The 17,717-nt window shown below is 67.4% G+C and carries 16 protein-coding genes and 1 pseudogene; 7 read left to right on the top strand and 10 right to left on the bottom strand.

The window, feature by feature from the left end; genetic code table 11:
* Nucleotides 1-39: 39 nt before the first annotated feature.
* On the top strand, nt 40-615 hold the full coding sequence (locus tag RF646_RS06110; RefSeq protein WP_035965574.1) for a recombinase family protein: 576 nt from the start codon (nt 40-42) through the stop codon (nt 613-615).
* 140 nt (nt 616-755) lie between these two features.
* Here the strand turns inward: RF646_RS06110 and RF646_RS06105 are convergent, their stop codons facing one another.
* The 3 genes from RF646_RS06105 to RF646_RS06095 form a co-directional block, all read right to left on the bottom strand.
* Entirely contained in the window at nt 756-1,088 is a 333-nt protein-coding gene (locus RF646_RS06105; RefSeq protein WP_240919039.1) for a recombinase family protein, read from the bottom strand.
* A 271-nt stretch (nt 1,089-1,359) separates the two neighbouring features.
* Nucleotides 1,360-1,593 (bottom strand): hypothetical protein, encoded by a 234-nt coding sequence (locus RF646_RS06100; protein ID WP_035965577.1) that lies wholly within the window; start codon nt 1,591-1,593, stop codon nt 1,360-1,362.
* Between the two features lie 104 nt (nt 1,594-1,697).
* On the bottom strand, nt 1,698-2,579 hold the full coding sequence (locus RF646_RS06095; RefSeq protein ID WP_035965578.1) for a manganese catalase family protein: 882 nt from the start codon (nt 2,577-2,579) through the stop codon (nt 1,698-1,700).
* Between the two features lie 395 nt (nt 2,580-2,974).
* Here RF646_RS06095 and RF646_RS06090 point away from each other — a divergent pair, with 395 nt between their 5' ends.
* Entirely contained in the window at nt 2,975-4,291 is a 1,317-nt protein-coding gene (locus RF646_RS06090; protein ID WP_167317932.1) for an APC family permease, read from the top strand.
* A gap of 188 nt (nt 4,292-4,479) precedes the next feature.
* Here RF646_RS06090 and RF646_RS06085 read toward each other — a convergent pair whose 3' ends face one another.
* Together RF646_RS06085 and RF646_RS06080 are read right to left on the bottom strand one after the other, a co-directional pair.
* Nucleotides 4,480-5,067 carry a recombinase family protein gene (locus RF646_RS06085; RefSeq protein ID WP_368835476.1) on the bottom strand — a complete coding sequence of 196 codons (588 nt, stop codon included), beginning with the start codon at nt 5,065-5,067 and terminating at the stop codon, nt 4,480-4,482.
* A 1,239-nt stretch (nt 5,068-6,306) separates the two neighbouring features.
* Nucleotides 6,307-7,497, bottom strand: a complete 1,191-nt coding sequence (locus RF646_RS06080; protein ID WP_368835475.1) for an alcohol dehydrogenase catalytic domain-containing protein — start codon at nt 7,495-7,497, stop codon at nt 6,307-6,309.
* Between the two features lie 399 nt (nt 7,498-7,896).
* Here RF646_RS06080 and RF646_RS06075 point away from each other — a divergent pair, with 399 nt between their 5' ends.
* Both RF646_RS06075 and RF646_RS06070 read left to right on the top strand, forming a co-directional pair.
* Complete coding sequence (locus RF646_RS06075; RefSeq protein ID WP_368835474.1) at nt 7,897-9,120, top strand: MFS transporter; 1,224 nt, start codon at nt 7,897-7,899, stop codon at nt 9,118-9,120.
* A 43-nt stretch (nt 9,121-9,163) separates the two neighbouring features.
* Nucleotides 9,164-10,450, top strand: a complete 1,287-nt coding sequence (locus RF646_RS06070; protein ID WP_368835473.1) for a cytochrome P450 — start codon at nt 9,164-9,166, stop codon at nt 10,448-10,450.
* Between the two features lie 161 nt (nt 10,451-10,611).
* Here RF646_RS06070 and RF646_RS06065 read toward each other — a convergent pair whose 3' ends face one another.
* The 3 genes from RF646_RS06065 to RF646_RS06055 form a co-directional block, all read right to left on the bottom strand.
* On the bottom strand, nt 10,612-12,504 hold the full coding sequence (locus RF646_RS06065; protein ID WP_368835472.1) for a peptidoglycan DD-metalloendopeptidase family protein: 1,893 nt from the start codon (nt 12,502-12,504) through the stop codon (nt 10,612-10,614).
* A 125-nt stretch (nt 12,505-12,629) separates the two neighbouring features.
* The gene (locus RF646_RS06060; protein WP_368835471.1) at nt 12,630-13,154 is read right to left on the bottom strand and encodes a DinB family protein; all 525 of its coding nucleotides are present in this window, start codon (nt 13,152-13,154) and stop codon (nt 12,630-12,632) included.
* Between the two features lie 87 nt (nt 13,155-13,241).
* The gene (locus RF646_RS06055) at nt 13,242-14,120 is read right to left on the bottom strand and encodes a DMT family transporter (RefSeq protein WP_368835470.1); all 879 of its coding nucleotides are present in this window, start codon (nt 14,118-14,120) and stop codon (nt 13,242-13,244) included.
* On the opposite strand from RF646_RS06055, the pseudogene RF646_RS06050 reads away from it, so the two are divergent.
* Both RF646_RS06050 and RF646_RS06045 read left to right on the top strand, forming a co-directional pair.
* Nucleotides 14,106-14,297: pseudogene (locus RF646_RS06050) on the top strand (GntR family transcriptional regulator); the annotation flags it as partial. The gene RF646_RS06055 and the pseudogene RF646_RS06050 overlap by 15 nt on opposite strands.
* 98 nt (nt 14,298-14,395) lie before the next feature.
* Nucleotides 14,396-14,695 carry a hypothetical protein gene (locus RF646_RS06045; RefSeq protein WP_368835514.1) on the top strand — a complete coding sequence of 100 codons (300 nt, stop codon included), beginning with the start codon at nt 14,396-14,398 and terminating at the stop codon, nt 14,693-14,695.
* A gap of 28 nt (nt 14,696-14,723) precedes the next feature.
* Here RF646_RS06045 and RF646_RS06040 read toward each other — a convergent pair whose 3' ends face one another.
* Nucleotides 14,724-16,238 (bottom strand): MFS transporter, encoded by a 1,515-nt coding sequence (locus tag RF646_RS06040; protein WP_368835511.1) that lies wholly within the window; start codon nt 16,236-16,238, stop codon nt 14,724-14,726.
* Between the two features lie 173 nt (nt 16,239-16,411).
* On the opposite strand from RF646_RS06040, the gene RF646_RS06035 reads away from it, so the two are divergent.
* On the top strand, nt 16,412-16,957 hold the full coding sequence (locus tag RF646_RS06035) for a TetR/AcrR family transcriptional regulator (RefSeq protein WP_368835469.1): 546 nt from the start codon (nt 16,412-16,414) through the stop codon (nt 16,955-16,957).
* A gap of 86 nt (nt 16,958-17,043) precedes the next feature.
* Here RF646_RS06035 and RF646_RS06030 read toward each other — a convergent pair whose 3' ends face one another.
* Nucleotides 17,044-17,547, bottom strand: a complete 504-nt coding sequence (locus RF646_RS06030) for an ABC transporter permease (protein WP_368835468.1) — start codon at nt 17,545-17,547, stop codon at nt 17,044-17,046.
* Between the last annotated feature and the right edge of the window lie 170 nt (nt 17,548-17,717).

The raw sequence follows: 17,717 nt of genomic DNA, 5'->3' as shown, positions 1-17,717 counted from the left end.
ACAAACCGAAAACAGTCGAGTTATTGAGACGAGGACCGGATGGCAAGCCTGGGATACGCGCGCGTGAGCACTGTCGAGCAGAACGCGGACCTACAGACCCGCGCCCTGAAGGACGCGGGATGCCAGAAGGTCTACACCGACCATGGGGTCAGTGGGACCAAGGCCAAGCGCCCCCAGCTCGACAAGCTGCTCGAGCACGCCCGCGCCGGGGACGAGGTCGTGGTGTGGAAACTCGACCGGCTGGGACGCAACACCCGTCAGCTGCTTGAGCTGATTGACCGGCTCGAGTCCCAGGGCATCAACTTCCGGTCCCTTACCGAGGGGATCGCAACCACCGGGCCGATGGGCAAGGCAATGCTCACAGTGATGTCCGCTTTCGCGCAGCTCGAACGCGACCAACTTGCCGAACGCACCAAGGCCGGGTTGGCCGCGGCCGCGGCCCGCGGCCGTAGAGGTGGTCGGCCGGCAGTCACCCCAGAGACGGAAAGGGTTCGCCAGGCTGGCCAGTACCGGCATGCGGGACTCACGCCGCCAGAGATCGCCAAGCTGCTCGGGGTCAGCCGGGCTACTGTATACCGCTACCTCGCTTTGGCATCCGGTGAGGCCAGCGGGTAAGTCCATCTGGTGGACGCCGTTGCCCCTTGTCCTGCCCCCTGGGGCGTTCACGACGTCGTCGCGGAACTCCTGGGGATGGGGCTTGGGCGCGGTGTTCATTCTTCTAGCGATGCCTCACAGCGTCACAGATCAGATGTCACCTATTCGTGCAGCAGTCCCAAGGGCTGTATAGAACGTCTGGCGGCCTTGAACCGCGCAGCCACTTCGGTTTTGGGGATCCCCATGTCGACCATGGCCCGCGCCTGCTCTACGTCGTCTGCCGACAGCTTGGGAGTCTGCGCATACTTCCCGCTAGCCTTCGCGATCGCTATCCCCTCAGCCTGTCGCTCTTTGATCCTGCGCCGCTCAAACTCCGCGAAGGCCGCAAGGATTCCCAGCATCAACGAATCTAGTGGAGACGCGCCGTGGCAGTCCACGGTGATCCGCTCCGAAACGAACCCGACCGCTGCACCCTTCTGGGCGATCTCCTCCACCAGGTTGTAGAGATCCCGCGTATCGCGGCCGTCCAAGCCACGGACGGATCGGCGGTCTGCGCGGCATCCAGCTCCGCGCGGAGGGTTTTGGCACCCTTCTCCGTGGTGGCGTAGATGTAGGCGGTGCGGCACTGGTAGGAGGCGCCCCGCTCGGGGCGCTCATGAAGTGTCTCCGTGATCTCGGGAACGAATCATCTCTTCTCCGGCCTGCGACACGAGGAGCCCGGGACCGACCGGCCCCGGGCTCTTCCTGCGCTAGTGACTTAGGGAGTCACTTCTTCATGGTCAAAGACTTCTGCTCTTCCAGCCGCAGGGCGATCCCGACAGCCAGGAAGGTCGGTGCCCACTGGCCGACGAAGATGCCCCAGCGGTCGGACTGTGCCCGTGAGTCATCGGGCTTGCCGCGCGAGGCGAGCCAGGACGCGAACGTCATCCCGATGGAGCCGAAACCGGCCGCGTAGGCGTACTCGGACTTGATTCCCATGCTGTGAAGCCACTTGATCATTGCAGCCTTCAGAGGTTGTAGATGTGTTGATACATGCGGGGTGGGTGAACGCGAGGGTATCAGCCGGATGCGACCGGGGACACCGTCGAAGGTCGCCCGCGGGCCTATTCCTTGTTGAGTTTGTCCTGAATGGTTCCAGCGGCCTTCTCGACGATGTTCGGCAGCTCCGTGGTGCCGTAGAACCGGGCATCGGGATGGGTGGGAGGCGGCATCGGCACTCCCGGCATCGGCTCGGGCTGATAGGAGAACTCGGCCTTGCCGTCCGGGGTCGGGCCCGAGGCCCACGATCCCTGCTCCATCGCCTCCCCGTCCGAGAAGTTGTAGGCGGTGTAGGCGTGCTCGCTGGCCTCCTTGGACTGTGGGAAGTTGCTCGGCACCGGCATCTCCTCCAGACCGTCCGCCTGCAACTCACGCACCGCCGCGACCCACTGGTTCTGGTGCATGGTGTCCCGGGCCAGCAGGAAGGACAACAGGTCCCGGATCCCCGGATCGTCGGTCATGTGATACAGCCGCGCCACCTGGGTCCGGCCCTGCATCTCCGCATTCACGTTCGAGGTCATGTCCGCCAGCAGGTTGCCGCTGGCGGTGACATACCCGGCAGTCCACGGATTGCCCATGCTGTCCACCGGCCGCGCCCCGGCACCGGAGACGATCGCCTGCTGCATATCCGTCCCGCCGATCACCGCGGCCACGGCCGGATCATCCTGGACGGCATCCTCGGTGATACCCAACGGCGCCTTCTCCAGCAGCTGGGCCACCATGGTGGCCAGCATCTCCACGTGGCCGAACTCCTCCGCCGCCGTGCTGAACAACAGGTCACGGTACTTGCCGGGAATGTGCGCGTTCCACGCCTGGAAGCTGTACTGCATCGCCACCGTGATCTCCCCATACTGGCCCCCGATCACCTCCTGAAGCTTGCGCGCATACACCGCATCAGGCTTCTCCGGTCTGGAGTTGTACTGGAGCTTCTGCTGATGAATGAACATACTGCGTCTCCTTCTCTAGGCGGGCAGGGTGTTCCCTCCCCGCGTATCGGCCTGACTCGACTCACGGTAACTGCCGCACTGCCTCACCCCAAGGGCTAACCAACTGCAGTATTTCCCCGTCTGAGCCGACTCTGTGTCGGAGTCGACTCCAACAGTGGGGCGAGCCGGGCGACTCCGAATCCATCGACGGACCCGACGTCTGGTCGACATAACTGGCCGGCGGGGTAGAGATGTTCGTATCCACCATCGTCCTGGGCAGCTAATCCATACCCTGGTGCAGAACGGTGGTGCCGAGGATCTCGAGCGTCCAGTCAGGACTCAACTCTTCTGCTGGTATCGGAGCGGGTCTGAGCAAACTGAGTACCCTGGCGGCCAGCCGGGTCTACTGTTGCTTCATGTCATCAACCTCTACCAGCGCCCAAGGGCGGGGTCTGCGCCGTACGGTCACCACTGCGGGCCTGTTCCTGTTCATCCTCGGTGACGTGCTCGGTGCCGGCGTGTACGTATTGGCCGGTGAGATCGCCGGGATCGCGGGAGGCGCCGTCTGGGTGCCGCTCGTGGTGGCCCTCGTTCTCGCGTTGCTCACCGCCGGTTCCTATGCCGAACTCGCCACCAAGTATCCGAGGGCCGGCGGGTCATCCCATTACGCCACCCGGGCCTTCGGTCCGTTCGTCGGCTTCCTGGTGGGGTTCTGCATGCTCTCGGCGGGCATCATCTCAGTGGGGGCGCTGGCCCTGGGCTTCGCAGGTGACTACCTGACAGAGTTCATCACCCTCCCCACAACCTTGGTCGTGGTCGTTTTCCTGGGTCTGCTCGCAGCACTGAACGCGCGGGGCATCTCGGAGTCGATGGGCGCCAACCGGGTGGCCACGATCATCGAGGTCTCCGGCCTGCTCCTGGTCATTGTCCTCGGCGCGATCGTGGTGGCCCGGGGTGACGGCGACCTTAGTCGGTTGACCGAGCTGGGGACATCTGAGAACGGCCCACTCGCCGCCGTCTTCGCCGGTTCCGTGCTGGCCTTCTATTCCTATGTGGGCTTCGAGACCAGTGTGAACATCGCCGAGGAGACCAAGGATCCGGCCCGGTCCTACCCCCGGGCGCTTTTCGGCGCTCTCATCGTCGCCGGCGTTGTCTACGCACTGGTGGGGGTCGCGGCCTCGGCGGTCGTCCCGACGGCTGACCTGGCCGAGAGCAGCGCTCCTCTGCTGCAGGTCGTCACCGCCGCGGGCATCATCCCTCCGGTGGTCTTCAGCCTCATAGCCCTGGTGGCAGTGGCCAACGGCGCCCTGCTGACCGGCATCATGTCCTCCCGCCTGGCCTACGGCATGGCCCGCGACGGACTTCTGCCAGCAGGGCTGGCCCGGCTACTGCCCCGCCGTCGGACACCGTGGGTGGCCATCATCGTCACCACCGGCCTCTCCCTGGTTCTTTCCCTCACTGGGACGCTCGAGATTCTCGCCAGCACCATGGTCCTGCTGCTGCTCGTGGTGTTTGCCGCGGTCAACACCGCCGTCCTGGTGCTGCGCCGCGATGCCGTTCAGCACCGCCATTTCCGCGTCCCGTCCTTCTTGCCGGTCGCCGGTCTCGTCTCCTGCATCGGCCTGGCCACGCAGGTCGAGGGAGAGGTCTGGCGGCTCGGCCTGCCCTTCCTCGCCGTCGCTGCCGTCCTGGCCGGCATCGCAGCTTGGCGTCATCGCCGCCGCGCCACCTGACAGGGCAAAATGAAAGGGGCTAGGGTCACAATCACCCAAGTCGCCCGCAGAAGTCGGCGCCAGTAGACGGCAGTATCGTCCCCACCTTGGCACCTGTCTTCCAGTCTTCTGGCATGGCACCGATGTATGGCATAAGTCTGGATGCCCCCCATGTTGCCGCTTGCAGACGAGGGGCTGTGTCAAGAGCGCTACGTTGCAGCGGGTAGGTCGCGGATGCGTCGGTAGAGGGTGGCTCGGGAGATGCCCAGATCGCGGGCGACCTGTGTGGCGGGCTGGCCGGACTCGACCAGGTGGGCGGCACTGCGGATCTGCGACTCGGTAAAGGTCGGGCGCCGGCCGCCGAGGTCCTGACCGGCGGCCCGTCGTTTGGCGACGGAGTCGGTGATGCGTTCGCGCTTGATCTCCAGCTCCATCTGGGCCAAGGCGGCCATCACCGTGAACACCATCGAGCCCATCGGCGTGTGAGTGTCCACGTCTCCCCCACCCAGGCTCAGCACCCGCAGCCCTGCACCTCGTTCTCTGAGGGTCTCGGCGAAAGCGAGCATGTTCTGGGTGGACCGGCCCAGCCGGTCCAGGGTGGTGATCACCAGGGTGTCCCCCTCATGCAGCGCGGCGATCGCTTTGTCGAACTTCGGCCGGGAGGCCCGGGCCCCGGACACCCCCTGATCGACGTAGAGGTCATCCCGCCGGACCCCGGCCGCTAGCAGGTCCTCGACCTGCCGGTCGGCATCCTGCCGCCGGGTCGAGACCCGCGCATAACCGATGAGCTTTCCCATGACGACCCCGAGTGTCTCGCAACCAACGATGAGTACACAACTCTAGTCACTGGGTTACGATACATAGTTGCGAGAATCGCCGAGGGTAGAAGAAACCCGGAAATTCGCGCTTTCGTCATGCCCTCACGTAGGCGCTCACGAGACGTCTCGCATCCCATGGGTTTCGAGGAGCACCCGTGGGTGATGGTCCGCCACGCTGATGACTATGTGCATGTGGTGGTGTGCCGGGTCAGTGACGAGGGGACGGTGTGGCACGGGCGCAACGACCGGCGTGCGGCCCAGAGCGCGTGCACCCGGCTGGCGTTGGAGCACGGTTTGCAGACGGCGCCGCGGCGCCGTGAGGCGGGGCGGGGTAAACGCTCGGTGGTCACAGTGCGTCAGCAGCAGGAGCAAAAGACCGAGGTGGTAGCGGTCCGCCGCGCGGAGTGGGAGCAGATCCGCAAGGTCGTGGAACGAGACACCCCAGCACCTCGGAAGCAACCCCCGGCGCCCCAGCAGCAACAGCGGGTAGCCCCGCTTCATTCGTTGGAACAGGCGCAGCATCTTTGTCGCCCGGTCCTGGCCGGGAGGACCACGGGCGGGGCCTGTAGCTGGGCTTAGGCCGAGAAGATGCGGGAGAAGAACCCGCGGCGCGGCTCGGGCGGTACCACAGGGGCTGCGGGTTCCGGTGACGTTTCCGGCTCTGCCGTCGGGTGGGACGAACAGGTTCTGGAGTAGTAGGAGCCTGCGTGATGTGGGAGCTCTGCCCGGTGAGCATGCGCAGCGCCATGCGCTCGGTTTCGTTGGCGATTTGCAGGGCGTCGAGAGCTCGCCGGCGTTCTTCGGCTCGTGCTTCAGCAACTTCGGCGCGCCGGCGCCATTCCTGGACCTCGGTTTCCAGCTCACGGACGCGCTCGAGCAGCCGACCGGTGCTCTCCGATGCCTCAGGGGTTTGAGCGGAAGATGCCAAGGGACTGGTCTGGGGGGCGGTATGGAAACCTTCGCCGTGAATGAGGCCTACAGCGATGAGTGCGGTCATGGGCATCTGCCACTCGGCGGAGGTGATGGTGGCCCCCGCTTCCTCCAGCTCGACGCGCCGTCAACGGAGGGTGCTGTGGAACCCCTGGCACCGTGTTCACGGCCAGCTGTTTTCCTGACCGGCCATAGGAGAGAACGAAAAGGCGCCCTCAGCTTGGGGCGCGTCCTGGCGGTAGTGAGGCCCTGGCAAATTGCCAGGGCCTCACTACCGGGTGAGCAAGATCAGGAGGCGATCATGCCGTGGGGGTCGATGATGTACTTCTCCTGCGAGCTGTTGTCGAAGTCCGCGTAGGCCTGAGGAGCCTCGTCAAGGCTGATGACCTTGGTCTGCAGCATGTCCGACAGGTACGGCATGCGGTCCCACAGAATCGCCTGCATCAACTCGTAGTTGTAATGCATGATCGGCGCCTGGCCAGCGGTGATCTTCGGGGACTTGATCCAGGCGTTGCCGAATTCAATCGGGTAGATGCCGTTCTGCTCGTCCTTGGAATCCGCCAGGGGGTCAGGCCCGTAGATGCCGATGATGCCGGTGGCGCCTCCCGCCCGGGTAACGTCGATCACCTGGTTGATCGCATAGGCCGGATCCTCTTTGTCCGCGTCCTTGCCGATGCCGTGAGCTTCGGTGCCGACGTAGTCCACGGCGCAGTCGACCATCGGCTCGCCAAGGATCTTTTCAATCTGGTCCTGCAGCGGGACATCCTCGTTGAGGTCAATGGTTTCGCAACCGTTGCGCTTCATCAGGGCCAAGCGATCCTTGTCATGGTCGCCGACGATGATGCAGGACGCCCCCAGCAGGCGCGCAGCTGCGGCGCCGCAGCGGCCCACGGGGCCGGCCCCCGCGATGTAGACAGTGGACCCGGGCTTGGCGCCAGCCTCCATGAGGCCGTGGAAGGCAGTCGGGAGGATGTCAGAGAGAAGCGCCAGATCGCGGATCTTCTCCATGGCCTGGTCACGGTCCGGGAACTTCAGCAGCTGGAAGTCCGCATAGGGAACAAACAGATACTCGGCCTGTCCGCCGTCCCAGCCGCCCAGGTTGAAGCCGTAGGCAGCGGCATCGGCGTCCGGGTTGCAGGTCTGGCAGACCTCGGTACGACCGTTGCGGCAGTTGCGGCAGCGGCCGCAAGCCACGTTGAAGGGAACCGAGACCAGGTCGCCTTCCTTCAGGAACTCGACGTCAGAGCCGATTTCCACGACTTCCCCGGTCATCTCATGCCCCATGACCATGCCTTCCGGGGCGGGGAAGGACCCGCGGTAGATGTGGAGGTCACTACCGCAGATGTTGGAAGCCACGATCTTCAGGACAACACCGTGGGGTGCCTTCTTGCCGTTGGGCATCTGGAGCTTCGGAAAGTCCAGATCCTCAACCTGCATGTTCTTCACGCCGCGGAAGACGACGGAACGGTTGCCTGCCATGTTCTTCACTCCTTCTTGAGTTCTCACACCGGGGCCCGGGGAGACTCGGTCCAGCCCCAGTCCTGAGGCTTCTTTCAGTTAACCATAGGTCTCGCACAACCTAAATCGACCCCCAGGGGCCTCGTGGGGAGGGAGGCGTCCTGGACGAATCCACGTTCTGCATGGCGCAAAATGTCGATATTGACGATGCCTTGGCTTGGTGGGAGATTCCGATTATTTCGGGCGAATGACTCAATGCGCGCTTTTGACATACATGTCAAACACCCCGGTGGGTGTACTTTTCACGCATTTCTCACCCAAAATGTTCATGTTACGAACCCCGCGGATTCAGGCCCTGCGGACTCACGCACACACCACCCCCGAGTGTGCTCCACCCTCCCCGGCCCGTAGCCTGACGGGGTGACGCCAGCTTCCCCACCACCGGCCATGGACCGCCTGCGGATCACCCGAGCGCGCATCGCGGTGTCCCTGCTGTTCCTCACCAACGGCGCGATCTTCTCCAACCTGTTGCCTCGCTTGCCCGAGATCAAGGACATGTACGACCTGTCCAACGCCCTGTACGGGTTCGCGCTAATCGCCTTCCCCATCGGAGGTGTGGTGGCGGGCCCCCTGCCGGCCCCCATCCTGCGGAGGTTCGGAACGGCGCGCGTCGCCGTGGTGGGTTCGATCCTGCTCGCCACCGCGGTGTTCGTGGCCGGATCCGTTCCCCTCGTGGCCGTGTTCTGGATCGGATTGTTCGTCGCGGGCATGCTGGACGCCCTCGTGGACACAGCGCAGAACGCGCAAGGACTGCGAGTACAACGCCTCGCCGGAACCTCCATCATCAACTCCATGCACGCCCTGTGGAGCGTGGGTGCCGTGATCGGCGGCCTCATGGGCACCGCCGCCGCAGCCATGAACCTACCCCTGCCCTGGCACTTCCTGATCAGCGGTGTCATCTTCGCGGCCGTGGCGGCCTTCGCCATGCGCTGGGCCGTCCCCGACGACCACGCGGAACATGCCGTCACCCAGGCCGAGAACGCCCCCCTGGACACCGCCGGGATGCCCAAGCTCCCGCGTAGCGCGGGAGTGGCCGCGCTCGCGCTGCTGCCGATCGCCGTCGTCGCCATGTCCGGGGTGCTCGTGGAAGACGTGGGCTCCAACTGGTCCGCCGTCTACCTGCGGGACGCCCTGGGCGCACCCGTGGGCATGGTGGGGCTCGGCTACGTCAGCCTGGTGGGCGCGCAGTTCGTGGGTCGCCTTTTGGGGGACAGGCTGATCGACGCGTTGGGCGCTGTGCTGGTCACGCGCATCGGGGGCGTACTGATCTTCGTGGGCCTGGGCGCCGTGGCGCTCGCGCCGACACCGTGGGTGGCCCTGGCTGGGTTCGCCCTCGCGGGCTTCGGCTGCGCGACCATGGTCCCCAACGCCTATGCCGCCGCGGACCGCGCCCCCGGCCTGAGACCCGGCACGGGCCTCACCCTGGTGAGCTGGTGCATGCGCATCGTGTTCGTGCTCTCGCCCCCGCTGATCGGCCTCTTCGCCGATGCCGCCGGGTTGCGGACCGCGCTGTTCGTCTTCCCGCTCATGGGCCTGTTCGCGTTCCTCTTCGCGGGCGCCCTGCGGGTGCGCGCCCGGCGTTGAAACCTCCCAGTCGGCGAAAGGTCAGTACCCGTACGATCGGAGCATGACTTCCACCGCGGGACGCACCCGCCCCGACCAAGTCCTCTCCTTCCTGCGCTCGGGCTACCTCTTCGCCTCACGCGTACGACGTCGCACGGGCGTCTCCCCGGGGTCCGCCGCCCCGGTGAGCATGAACCTGCTGGGCAAGCGCTCGGTCCTGGTGCGCGGGGAAGAAGGGGTGGACCTCTTCTACGACACCTCCCGCATGAAGCGCCACGGCGCCATGCCCCTGTTCATCCGCGGCCCGCTCTTCGGGTCGGGTGCCGTCCACGCCCTGGACGGGGACGCCCACGCCGCACGTAAGAACCAGATGGCGGACATGGCCTATGAGGACGAGCGGGTGGCCCAGTACAAGCCGTTCGTGGCCGAGGAACTCGAGATGCTCATCCGTGAATGGACCTCCCCCGGCAACGTCTACGACGGCACGGCCCTGGCCTTCGGCCGTGCGTCCTTCCGCTGGGCCGGGATCCCGTGGAGCCGCCAGGAGATGGACCGGCAGGCCCGCCGCATGAGCCGTCTGCTGGACACCTTTGGGCGCCCCGCCACGCACCCGATCTCATGGTTCGAGCGCTTCCGCCTGGATCGCACGTTCACGCAGCTGATCCACGGTGTGCGTTCGGGCACCGTGGCCGCCGACCCGGATTCGGTGCTCGCCCACATGGCGCGTCTCGTGGACGAGAACGGTGGCCTCGTGGACGAGAAGACCGCCGCGGTGGAGTTGCAGAACCTCACCCGCCCCAACGTGGCGGTGGCTCGCTTCGCGGCCTTCGCCGGGGCAGCACTCGTGGAGCACCCGGAATGGGCCGCCCGTATCCACGAGGCGTCCCAGGCACGGGGTGGTTCTCTGCTCGACATCCCGGAGGCCGTGGCCTTCGCCCAAGAGGTCCGCCGCGTCTACCCGTTCGTCCCGATGCTCCCCGCCGAGGCCACCGCGGACACTGAGATCAAGGGCTGCCCCATCCACAAGGGTCAGCGCGTGCTGATCGACATCCTGGGCACCAACAACGATCCCGCCTCGTGGGAGCGCGCCGGCACCTTCGACCCCGAACGCTTCATGGGGGTCGACGACGCCGAGGCCATCCGCACGTTCATCCCCCAGGGCGGTGCCGAGGTCCGTACGGGCCACCGCTGCCCCGGTGAGAAGATCGCGGTGACATCCCTGTCCGCGGCCGTGGTGGCACTGGCCCGCCCGAACGTGGAACTGGGCACCGACCCGGACGACCTCACGTTCTCGTGGACCCACATGCTGACCCGCCCCGCTACGGGCATGCGGGTGCGTACCGCCCACTGATCCACCCGCGACCCGAAGGGCCACCCCGCGTGCGAGCGGGGTGGCCCTTCGGGTAAGCACCTCTATGTCCGGAACACCGGGGTGTCGCCCGCCGCTGTGGGCGGGATCGCCGGCCCACGGGTACCCACCGCCGTTACGGGCGGGAGGTGGAACCCCGATCCTCACCCGTCCTTGGCAGAGGGAGCCGGGGGCTGGTACGGCGGGGCATCGGCCACCAGCTTCTGCAGCGTGGTCAGCTCGGCCGTGGCCGCCGCGGTGAGTTTCTTGCCCTCCGGTTTCGCCGACGCCGCCGCCACCGCGTGCTGGGTCTTGTTCAGCTGCGCGGCGAACGACGGATCCGCGGCGGCCAGCTTGGAATCCGTGAGCCGCTGGGACAGCGAGGTCAACTCAGTGTTCAGTAGCGTGGCGGGTCCGAACTGCTGAGCCGGGGTCAGCACCAACTGCGTGGCCAGCAGGTGCTGCGTGCGCTGCTGCACCTGCTCCAGCGTGGTCAGCTGATTCACGGGCTCGGTGTACCCCGATGGCTTGGGGCGCCCGGACGTCGACGGATTCGGGGTGGGCAAGATCTTCCCTGGACCACTCGGGGTGCCCGTGGGCCCACCGGACTTCGACGGGATCGGCGTAGCACTCCGAGTCGGGGAGCCGCTCGGGTCGACCTTCTGCGTGCCCGGATCGCTCGGTTTACCCGTGGAACCACCGGACTCGGACGGGATCGGCGTGGAAGTCTTGTCCCCCGGCTTCTCGGCGCCGGAGTCGTGTCCTCCCGGTGTCACCCGGCCCGGGGTCTGCTTGGACCTGCCCGGCGTGAATGCTCCGGACGGGGTCGTGTTCGGGCGCGGCGTCGTCGTCGACCTTGGCTCGTGAGCGGGCCCCTTCTTGGCAGGTGCCGTCGTGGCCGGCGCAGCCTGGGGCGCGGACTTCTTGGCGTCGTTCCCGGCCTTCTCGCCGGACGCCTGCTTCGCGGCGGCCGGTTTTCCGGAGTTCGACGACGCCGCTACCGGCTGCGGGGTCTTCCGGCCGAGTGCCATCACGCGTTCGTGATCTGCGTCGGGAACGTCGGCCGGTGCGGGACCGGAATCGGTACCGGGTTCCGCGTGCGGATCCACGGGAGGCTGCATCGCGGCCTGGTCCTCCGTGGAATACGGCGCGCGCGACGCGGGGATGACACCTTTACCGGTCTCCCAGTCGAAGGACTCCGGATCCGCGACCTTGCCGTGAACCCAGATCTCGAAGTGCAGGTGGGGGCCGGTGACACGCAGACCCGTCTGCCCCACGGTGCCCAGTTGTTCGGAGGCGCGCAGGGTGTCCCCCACGCGCACCATGACGTCCTTGAGGTGGTTGTACGTGGTCTTGATGCCGTCCGCGTGCGTGACCTCCACCCGGTTGCCACCCCACACGTCCCAGAAGACCGCTGTGACGGTGCCGTCCAGGGCGGCTACCACGGGTGTGCCCTCCGGTACGGAGATGTCCGTGCCGTTGTGGAAGTCCTTCTGCTTGGTGTCCGGGGCGATCCGCCATCCGAACCGGCCGCCGTCCAGCACGACCACCGGTTGGGCCGGGGCGATGATGGTGTTGACGGGCAGCTCACCCTCGAAGGTCGCCGGAGCGCGCGTGCTCGGTGCCACGGGGGACGTGTCCCCCGCGCCGCTCCCGGAGCTGCTCGAGCCCGAACCGCTTCCGGATCCGGCAGCGCCCGCGCCTCCGGTTCCGGAGGTGCGGGGACCGGAACCCCCGGAAGCGATGTCCACCGCATTGCGGACGAACGTGCCCGGGGCGGTCACCGGCACGTCGTGGGACGCGGCGATCGCCGCCTGGTCCGGCACCACGGCGAACAGGGAGGCCTGAGCCGGCCGCGCGGCGGCGTCGTCGGGAGCGGGAACGCCCGGGCGCTGGGGGCCTTGCGCGTCGTGAGCCATGGCTGGCTGCCAGGGGGCGGTTTCTGTGCCGTTGCTGAGCGCGACGCTCACGGCCACGAGCATGGAGAAGGACGTGAAGGCGGTCAGCGCCATGGACGGCTTCCTGGCCGCCGCGGCGCGTGAGCGTGAACGAGTCATGAGGCGATCGTGTCTCCCGGGATGGACTTCGGCACCGTTAGCCCGCGGCCCGATAGTCAGTACAGCCAGTGTAGGTGAACCGGTGGTGTCCATGTAGTTTCATGAAGACTAAGATCCCCGCGTGTTCAGTACTTCCCGGACCAGCCGTGCTCGACCAGCCCGCGGACGTAGGCGGCCTGCCCCACGTGCTGGGCAGCGTCGTCGATCGCGGACACGATCCGCACACCCCGCGTGACGGGAGGGTCCCAAGAATCGTCGATGACCTCGTCCAGCTCGGCATCCGAGAGGGAGCGCACGTACTCGGCCGTGGTGTCCGTGACGGCTTCGAGGTAGCCCAGCAGCAACTCGGGGCCGTCCACGCGCACGCTCGCCACGGCCTGCGGATCGTCCCCGAAGCCGAAGTCCTCACACGGGCGGTCCAGCCCGAACCTCTCGCACCACCCGCCGGAACGCCACACCTGTTCCGCTCCGCGCAGCTCCGCGACCTGGGCGTCCTGCTGCCGCGCCGCATGCCACACGAGCCAGGACATGGAGTTCAGTTCGCCGCGCGGCATCTCGTTGAGGGTGTCCGCGGAGGCCCCCTCCACGGCGGCCCGCGCCGCCTCCAGGGGCCGCTGCGCGGCGTCCGCGATCAGTTCTAGTGTGCTCATGCCCGCGCCTCACTTCCTCGTGCCGACGATCCACGTCGCCCGCCCGGTCCGGTCCGGTCCGGTCCGACGACGCCGCTCCCTGTCACTCTACGGGCGCCCCGCCGGATCCGGGAGGGGTTCGCCGAGCAACAGGACGGTCCAGACAAGGGTCAGGAGCGGTTGCATCAGCTGCAGTTGACTCGCCCTGGCGATGCCCATCAGCGCCATGCCGCGATACCAGACCACGAATCCCAGGAACTGGGAGGCCGCCGCGATGTACAGCAGCCCCGCGACACCGCGCGCGGAGAGGTGGACGGGTTCCATGGGCACAGCAACGATCGTCACGACCAGGTTCACGGGAGCGGCCAGAAGCACACCCCATGCGATCAGCTGCCAGCCGGGGATGCGGGAGGACAATCTCCCGCCCTCCGCATAGCCCGCGGCACACACCACGAGGGCGGCCACGAGATAGAGATCCCCGATGCCGGGTACCCCATTGCTCTGCAACAGGGCGAATCCCACGACCACCGCCCCTCCCGCGGCGGCCGCACACCAGAACGCCCACGACGGCCGGTTCCCGGTGCGCAGCGTGGAGATGACGGCGGTAGCCATGGGCAGGGCACCGATGACCGCCGCGGAGTGCGAAGCGGACGTGGTCTGCAGCGCCAGAGTGGTCAGCAAGGGGAAGCGCAGGGCGCAGCCGAGTGCCACCACGGTGATCCCCACCCAGTCGTGACGGGCGGGCACGGGCGGGCGGGCCCACAGGAGGGCGGTCCCGGCCAGTGCCGCTGCGATGGTGCCTCGTAGTCCGGTGGCCGTCCAGGGTTCGAACCGGCCCAGGGCGAAGACCGTGCCCGGGAAGCTCAGGGAGAAGGCGACGACACCCAGGGACGCGAGGAGGGGGCCATTGCCCCATACGCCGTCGGCCCGTCCCGAGCCCCGAACCGATACTGCGGTGGGAACAGTAGCGCTATGACAAGCTTTCATGATCGAAGTAGCAGTTCCGAGGACATCGCCCGGGAACTGACGCGGGACATCACATCACGTGCCGCGGGAACGCGGCTTCCGTCCCACCGGGCTCTCGTGACCCGCTTCGGCGCGAGCGCCTCCCCCGTGTCCCGGGCACGCGCGCTACTCGCACAGCGCGGCCTGGTGATCTCCCGCCCCGGGGCGGGGCTGGGGCGCGAGGACGTGCTGGTCGTGGGTGGCGGGCAGGCCGCCCTGTCCACCGCGATGCGGGCAGTGGCCGGTCCCTGGCACGATTGCAGACGGCGCTCACGCAGCGCAGGCGGCTGGCGGTCCGCACGGTCGTCGAGACCCTGGGAGCAGACGTCCTCCCCGATCACCCCCGCGGGGGTTATCACCTGTGGCTGCGCCTTCCCCGGGGTACCGACGAGAGCGAGTTCCTCTCGGCAGCCCTCGCGCGCGGCACCGCGCTGGCCCCCGGCACCTACTTCCACGCCGACCAGCCCGACGTCCCGCGCGTTCGCCTGAGCTACGCAGCAGCGCCCACGACAGCGGACCTGGTCACGGGCATCCATCGACTCGAAGGACTCGTGTGAGGAGGACCGCTACAGCACCGCGGTCCGGTCAGTGGGTGCGGGGCATGCGGCGGTCCGCGCGGAGCACGCGCACTAGGACCACGGCCACGGCCAGCACCATGAGACCGCCCACGAGCGAGCTCCACTGCATGCCGGAGGAGAAGGCGGCCGTGGCGGCGTCGACGATCGAAGCCTGCAACGGCGACTGAGCGGCCACGTCCAGGGCGCCACCCAGCGTCTCGTGCGCGGCCTGCGCGCTCGCGGGATCCAGGGCCGCGGGCAGGTCCAAGTGGGCCTGGTAGAACGCGGTGGTCACACCACCCAGCACGGCGGTGCCGAGCACGGCGCCCACCTCGTACCCGGTTTCGGACACGGCCGACGCCGCTCCGGCCTTGCGTTCCGGCACGGACGAGACCACAAGGTCGGTGGACAGTGTGGTCGCGATACCCACACCCGCGCTCATCACGGTGAACCCGCCCAGGACCGGCAGCGCCGAGGCCTGTTGATCGGTGAAGAACACCAGGAGGAAGCCCAGGGCAACGAGCAACAGACCCAGCACCACGGCGTTGCGCAATCCGATCGTGTAGGCCAGCTTCGCGGCGGTGAGCCCGGCGACGATCGCCAGCAGCAGCCCGGGGACCATCAACAGACCGGAGGTCATGGGGTCCATGCCACTGACCAGCTGCAGATGCTGGGTGAGGAAGAACAGGAACCCGAACATCGCCACGTTGGACACCACGTTCACGGACAACCCACCCGAGAACCGGGGGCTGCGGAAGAAGCGCAGGTCCAGCATGGGGTAGTCCTTGACCACCTGGCGGCGCGCGAACAACAACCCGGACAGCGCACCCACGGCGATGAACAGCACACCGTGCAGAGCGGAGCCACCCGTGGCCATGGTCTTGATGCCGTACACGATCGGGGCCATGGTCAGGATCGCGAGCACGATGGACGCGGGGTCCACCGGTCCCGGGTGGGGGTCACGGGACTCGGGCAGCAGCAACGGGGCCGCGATCAGGAACGCGATCAGCACCGGGACAGCCAGCAAGAATACCGAGCCCCACCAGAAGTGGTTAAGCAGGAAGCCCCCGGCGATGGGCCCCAGGGCGGCGCCGGCGCTGAACCCGGCCGTCCAGATCGCGATGGCAAGGCTGCGCTGGCGATCGTCCTGGAACACGGTGCGCAACAGGGACAGCGTGGTGGGCAAGAGCATGGAACCGAACACGGCGATCCCCACGCGGGCGGCCAACAGCCATTCGGCGCTCGGGGCGAAGGCCGCGCCCAAGGAGACCAGGCCGAAGCCCGAGGAACCGATGATGAGCATCTGCCGCCGCCCGATCCGGTCCCCCAGGCTCCCCATGGGGATCAGCAGGGCGGCCAGGACCAGGGGGTAGATGTCCACGATCCACAGCAGCTGCGCTGCGGTGGGACGCAGCCCCGCGGAGATCGCGGGCAGGGCAAAGCTCAGGGCGGTGTTGTTCACGGAGACCAGGAGCACCGGGAACATGAGGGCGCCCAGGGCGGCCCAGCCACGGGCATCGGCCTTGCGGTGTTGATCGACCATCACGGACACGTGGAACCTCCTGGGAGAAGAGCTGCGGATTCGGATGTGCGAGCCGTACACGGTTGTACCGAGCTCCTTCACAGGAGCCTCTCGCCAAGTCTTTACCGTCTAGACGGTACAGTTAACATGGTTAGGCTGGCAATGATTCCCACCCCGTGAGGTTCACTACACCCATGCCCCGCAAACCCATGGCCCGCGAGAAACTACTCACCGCGTTCGAACACCTCGTGCTGTCGGAGGGCGAACGTGCCGCGACCCTGGACGCCGTCGCCGCCCGGGCGGGGGTGTCCAAGGGCGGGTTGCTCTACCACTTCCCCCACCGGCAAGCGCTCGTGGACGCCGCCCTGGCCCGGTGCGAGGAGATGGCCCGCGAGGACCTGACCCGCCTCACGCAATCCCCCCGGGGTGCCGCACGGGAGTTCCTGGCCACGTCCCTCTACGAGGACAGCCCCCTGGACCGCAGCCTCATGGTGGCCTTCCGCATGGTGCAGTCCGGCGAGCCCGGCGCCCGAGAGACCTGCGAGCGCGTGACCCGGGAGTGGTACCGCGTGGTCCTCGAGGACGTGGGGGACCCGATGATCGCCACGGCCGTGCAGTGCATGGGGGACGGGCTCTACCAACGGGCGTCCATGGGTCTGCTGCCGGAGGACCCGGAGGAGAAGCAGCAGATCCTGCAGCGCCTGCTGGACACCGCGGATCGGTTGACGCGGGACTCGTGACGAAGCCCCGGCCGAGCATTTCGCGGTACTCAGCCGGGGCGTTGTAACGGGGCCGTTCAGGGCGCCGCCGTGCCGGAACGAACGGGTCAGTCGACCCGCGCCAGCCCCTCCACCGGGTTGAGCTTCGTGGCCCGTCGCACCGGCAGCGCGGAGGCGATGGCCGCCACCACCACCGCACCGGCCAGAATGAGCAGAAAACCACCCCACCGCACCACGGGCCGGACGGTCATCCCCTCCACGACCAGGGACATCACCCCCAGCATCCCGAAGAGCCAGCCCACCACGGTGGCCACGAGTGAGATCACGAGGGCTTCCCGCCGGATGAGCGCCCCGAGTTGCCGCTTGGACAACCCCAGCGCTCGCAACAGGGAGTTCTCCCGGGAGCGTTCCAACACGGACAGGGACGTGGTGGAGGCGATCCCCAGGACGAAGACCACCATGGCCACCGCGAGCAGTGCCAGCATCACCGCAAGCAGGATGTCCAGGAGGTTCACGTAGCCGGCCTTCTCGAGTAAGGCTCCACCCAGCTCATCCGTGCCCACGTGCAGGATCTTCGCGACGGACTCCTCCAGCTTGGTGGCTTCCTGCACGTCGAGGCGCTGCGCGGCGTCGGAATGCCGTCGGCGGAGCGGGAGCCGCGCAGACCGTCGAGTGCCGCCGCGCCGGGCCCAGGGAGGCCACGAGGGTCAGAAGCAAGCCGGTGACCAGTCCAGCGATCACGCCCCGCGGGGCCTGCGGTGTGCATCATGCGAGGGGATGA

The organism is Kocuria sp. CPCC 205261 (assembly GCF_040981025.1).
Lineage (GTDB): Bacteria > Actinomycetota > Actinomycetes > Actinomycetales > Micrococcaceae > Kocuria > Kocuria marina.
The sequence above is the reverse complement of the archived record's forward strand: the minus strand, read 5'-3'. Positions and strand labels throughout refer to the sequence as shown.

Excerpts from the sequence above, each read along its gene's own strand:
- RF646_RS06080 (WP_368835475.1), bottom strand. The coding sequence starts at position 7,497 with ATGGCAGGCAACCGTTCCGTCGTCTTCCGCGGCGTGAAGAACATGCAG.
- RF646_RS06100 (WP_035965577.1), bottom strand. The coding sequence starts at position 1,593 with ATGATCAAGTGGCTTCACAGCATGGGAATCAAGTCCGAGTACGCCTAC.
- RF646_RS06040 (WP_368835511.1), bottom strand. The coding sequence starts at position 16,238 with ATGGTCGATCAACACCGCAAGGCCGATGCCCGTGGCTGGGCCGCCCTG.
- RF646_RS06095 (WP_035965578.1), bottom strand. The coding sequence starts at position 2,579 with ATGTTCATTCATCAGCAGAAGCTCCAGTACAACTCCAGACCGGAGAAG.
- RF646_RS06070 (WP_368835473.1), top strand. The coding sequence starts at position 9,164 with ATGACTTCCACCGCGGGACGCACCCGCCCCGACCAAGTCCTCTCCTTC.
- RF646_RS06035 (WP_368835469.1), top strand. The coding sequence starts at position 16,412 with ATGCCCCGCAAACCCATGGCCCGCGAGAAACTACTCACCGCGTTCGAA.
- RF646_RS06065 (WP_368835472.1), bottom strand. The coding sequence starts at position 12,504 with ATGACTCGTTCACGCTCACGCGCCGCGGCGGCCAGGAAGCCGTCCATG.
- RF646_RS06090 (WP_167317932.1), top strand. The coding sequence starts at position 2,975 with ATGTCATCAACCTCTACCAGCGCCCAAGGGCGGGGTCTGCGCCGTACG.
- RF646_RS06085 (WP_368835476.1), bottom strand. The coding sequence starts at position 5,067 with ATGGGAAAGCTCATCGGTTATGCGCGGGTCTCGACCCGGCGGCAGGAT.
- RF646_RS06055 (WP_368835470.1), bottom strand. The coding sequence starts at position 14,120 with ATGAAAGCTTGTCATAGCGCTACTGTTCCCACCGCAGTATCGGTTCGG.
- RF646_RS06110 (WP_035965574.1), top strand. The coding sequence starts at position 40 with ATGGCAAGCCTGGGATACGCGCGCGTGAGCACTGTCGAGCAGAACGCG.
- RF646_RS06060 (WP_368835471.1), bottom strand. The coding sequence starts at position 13,154 with ATGAGCACACTAGAACTGATCGCGGACGCCGCGCAGCGGCCCCTGGAG.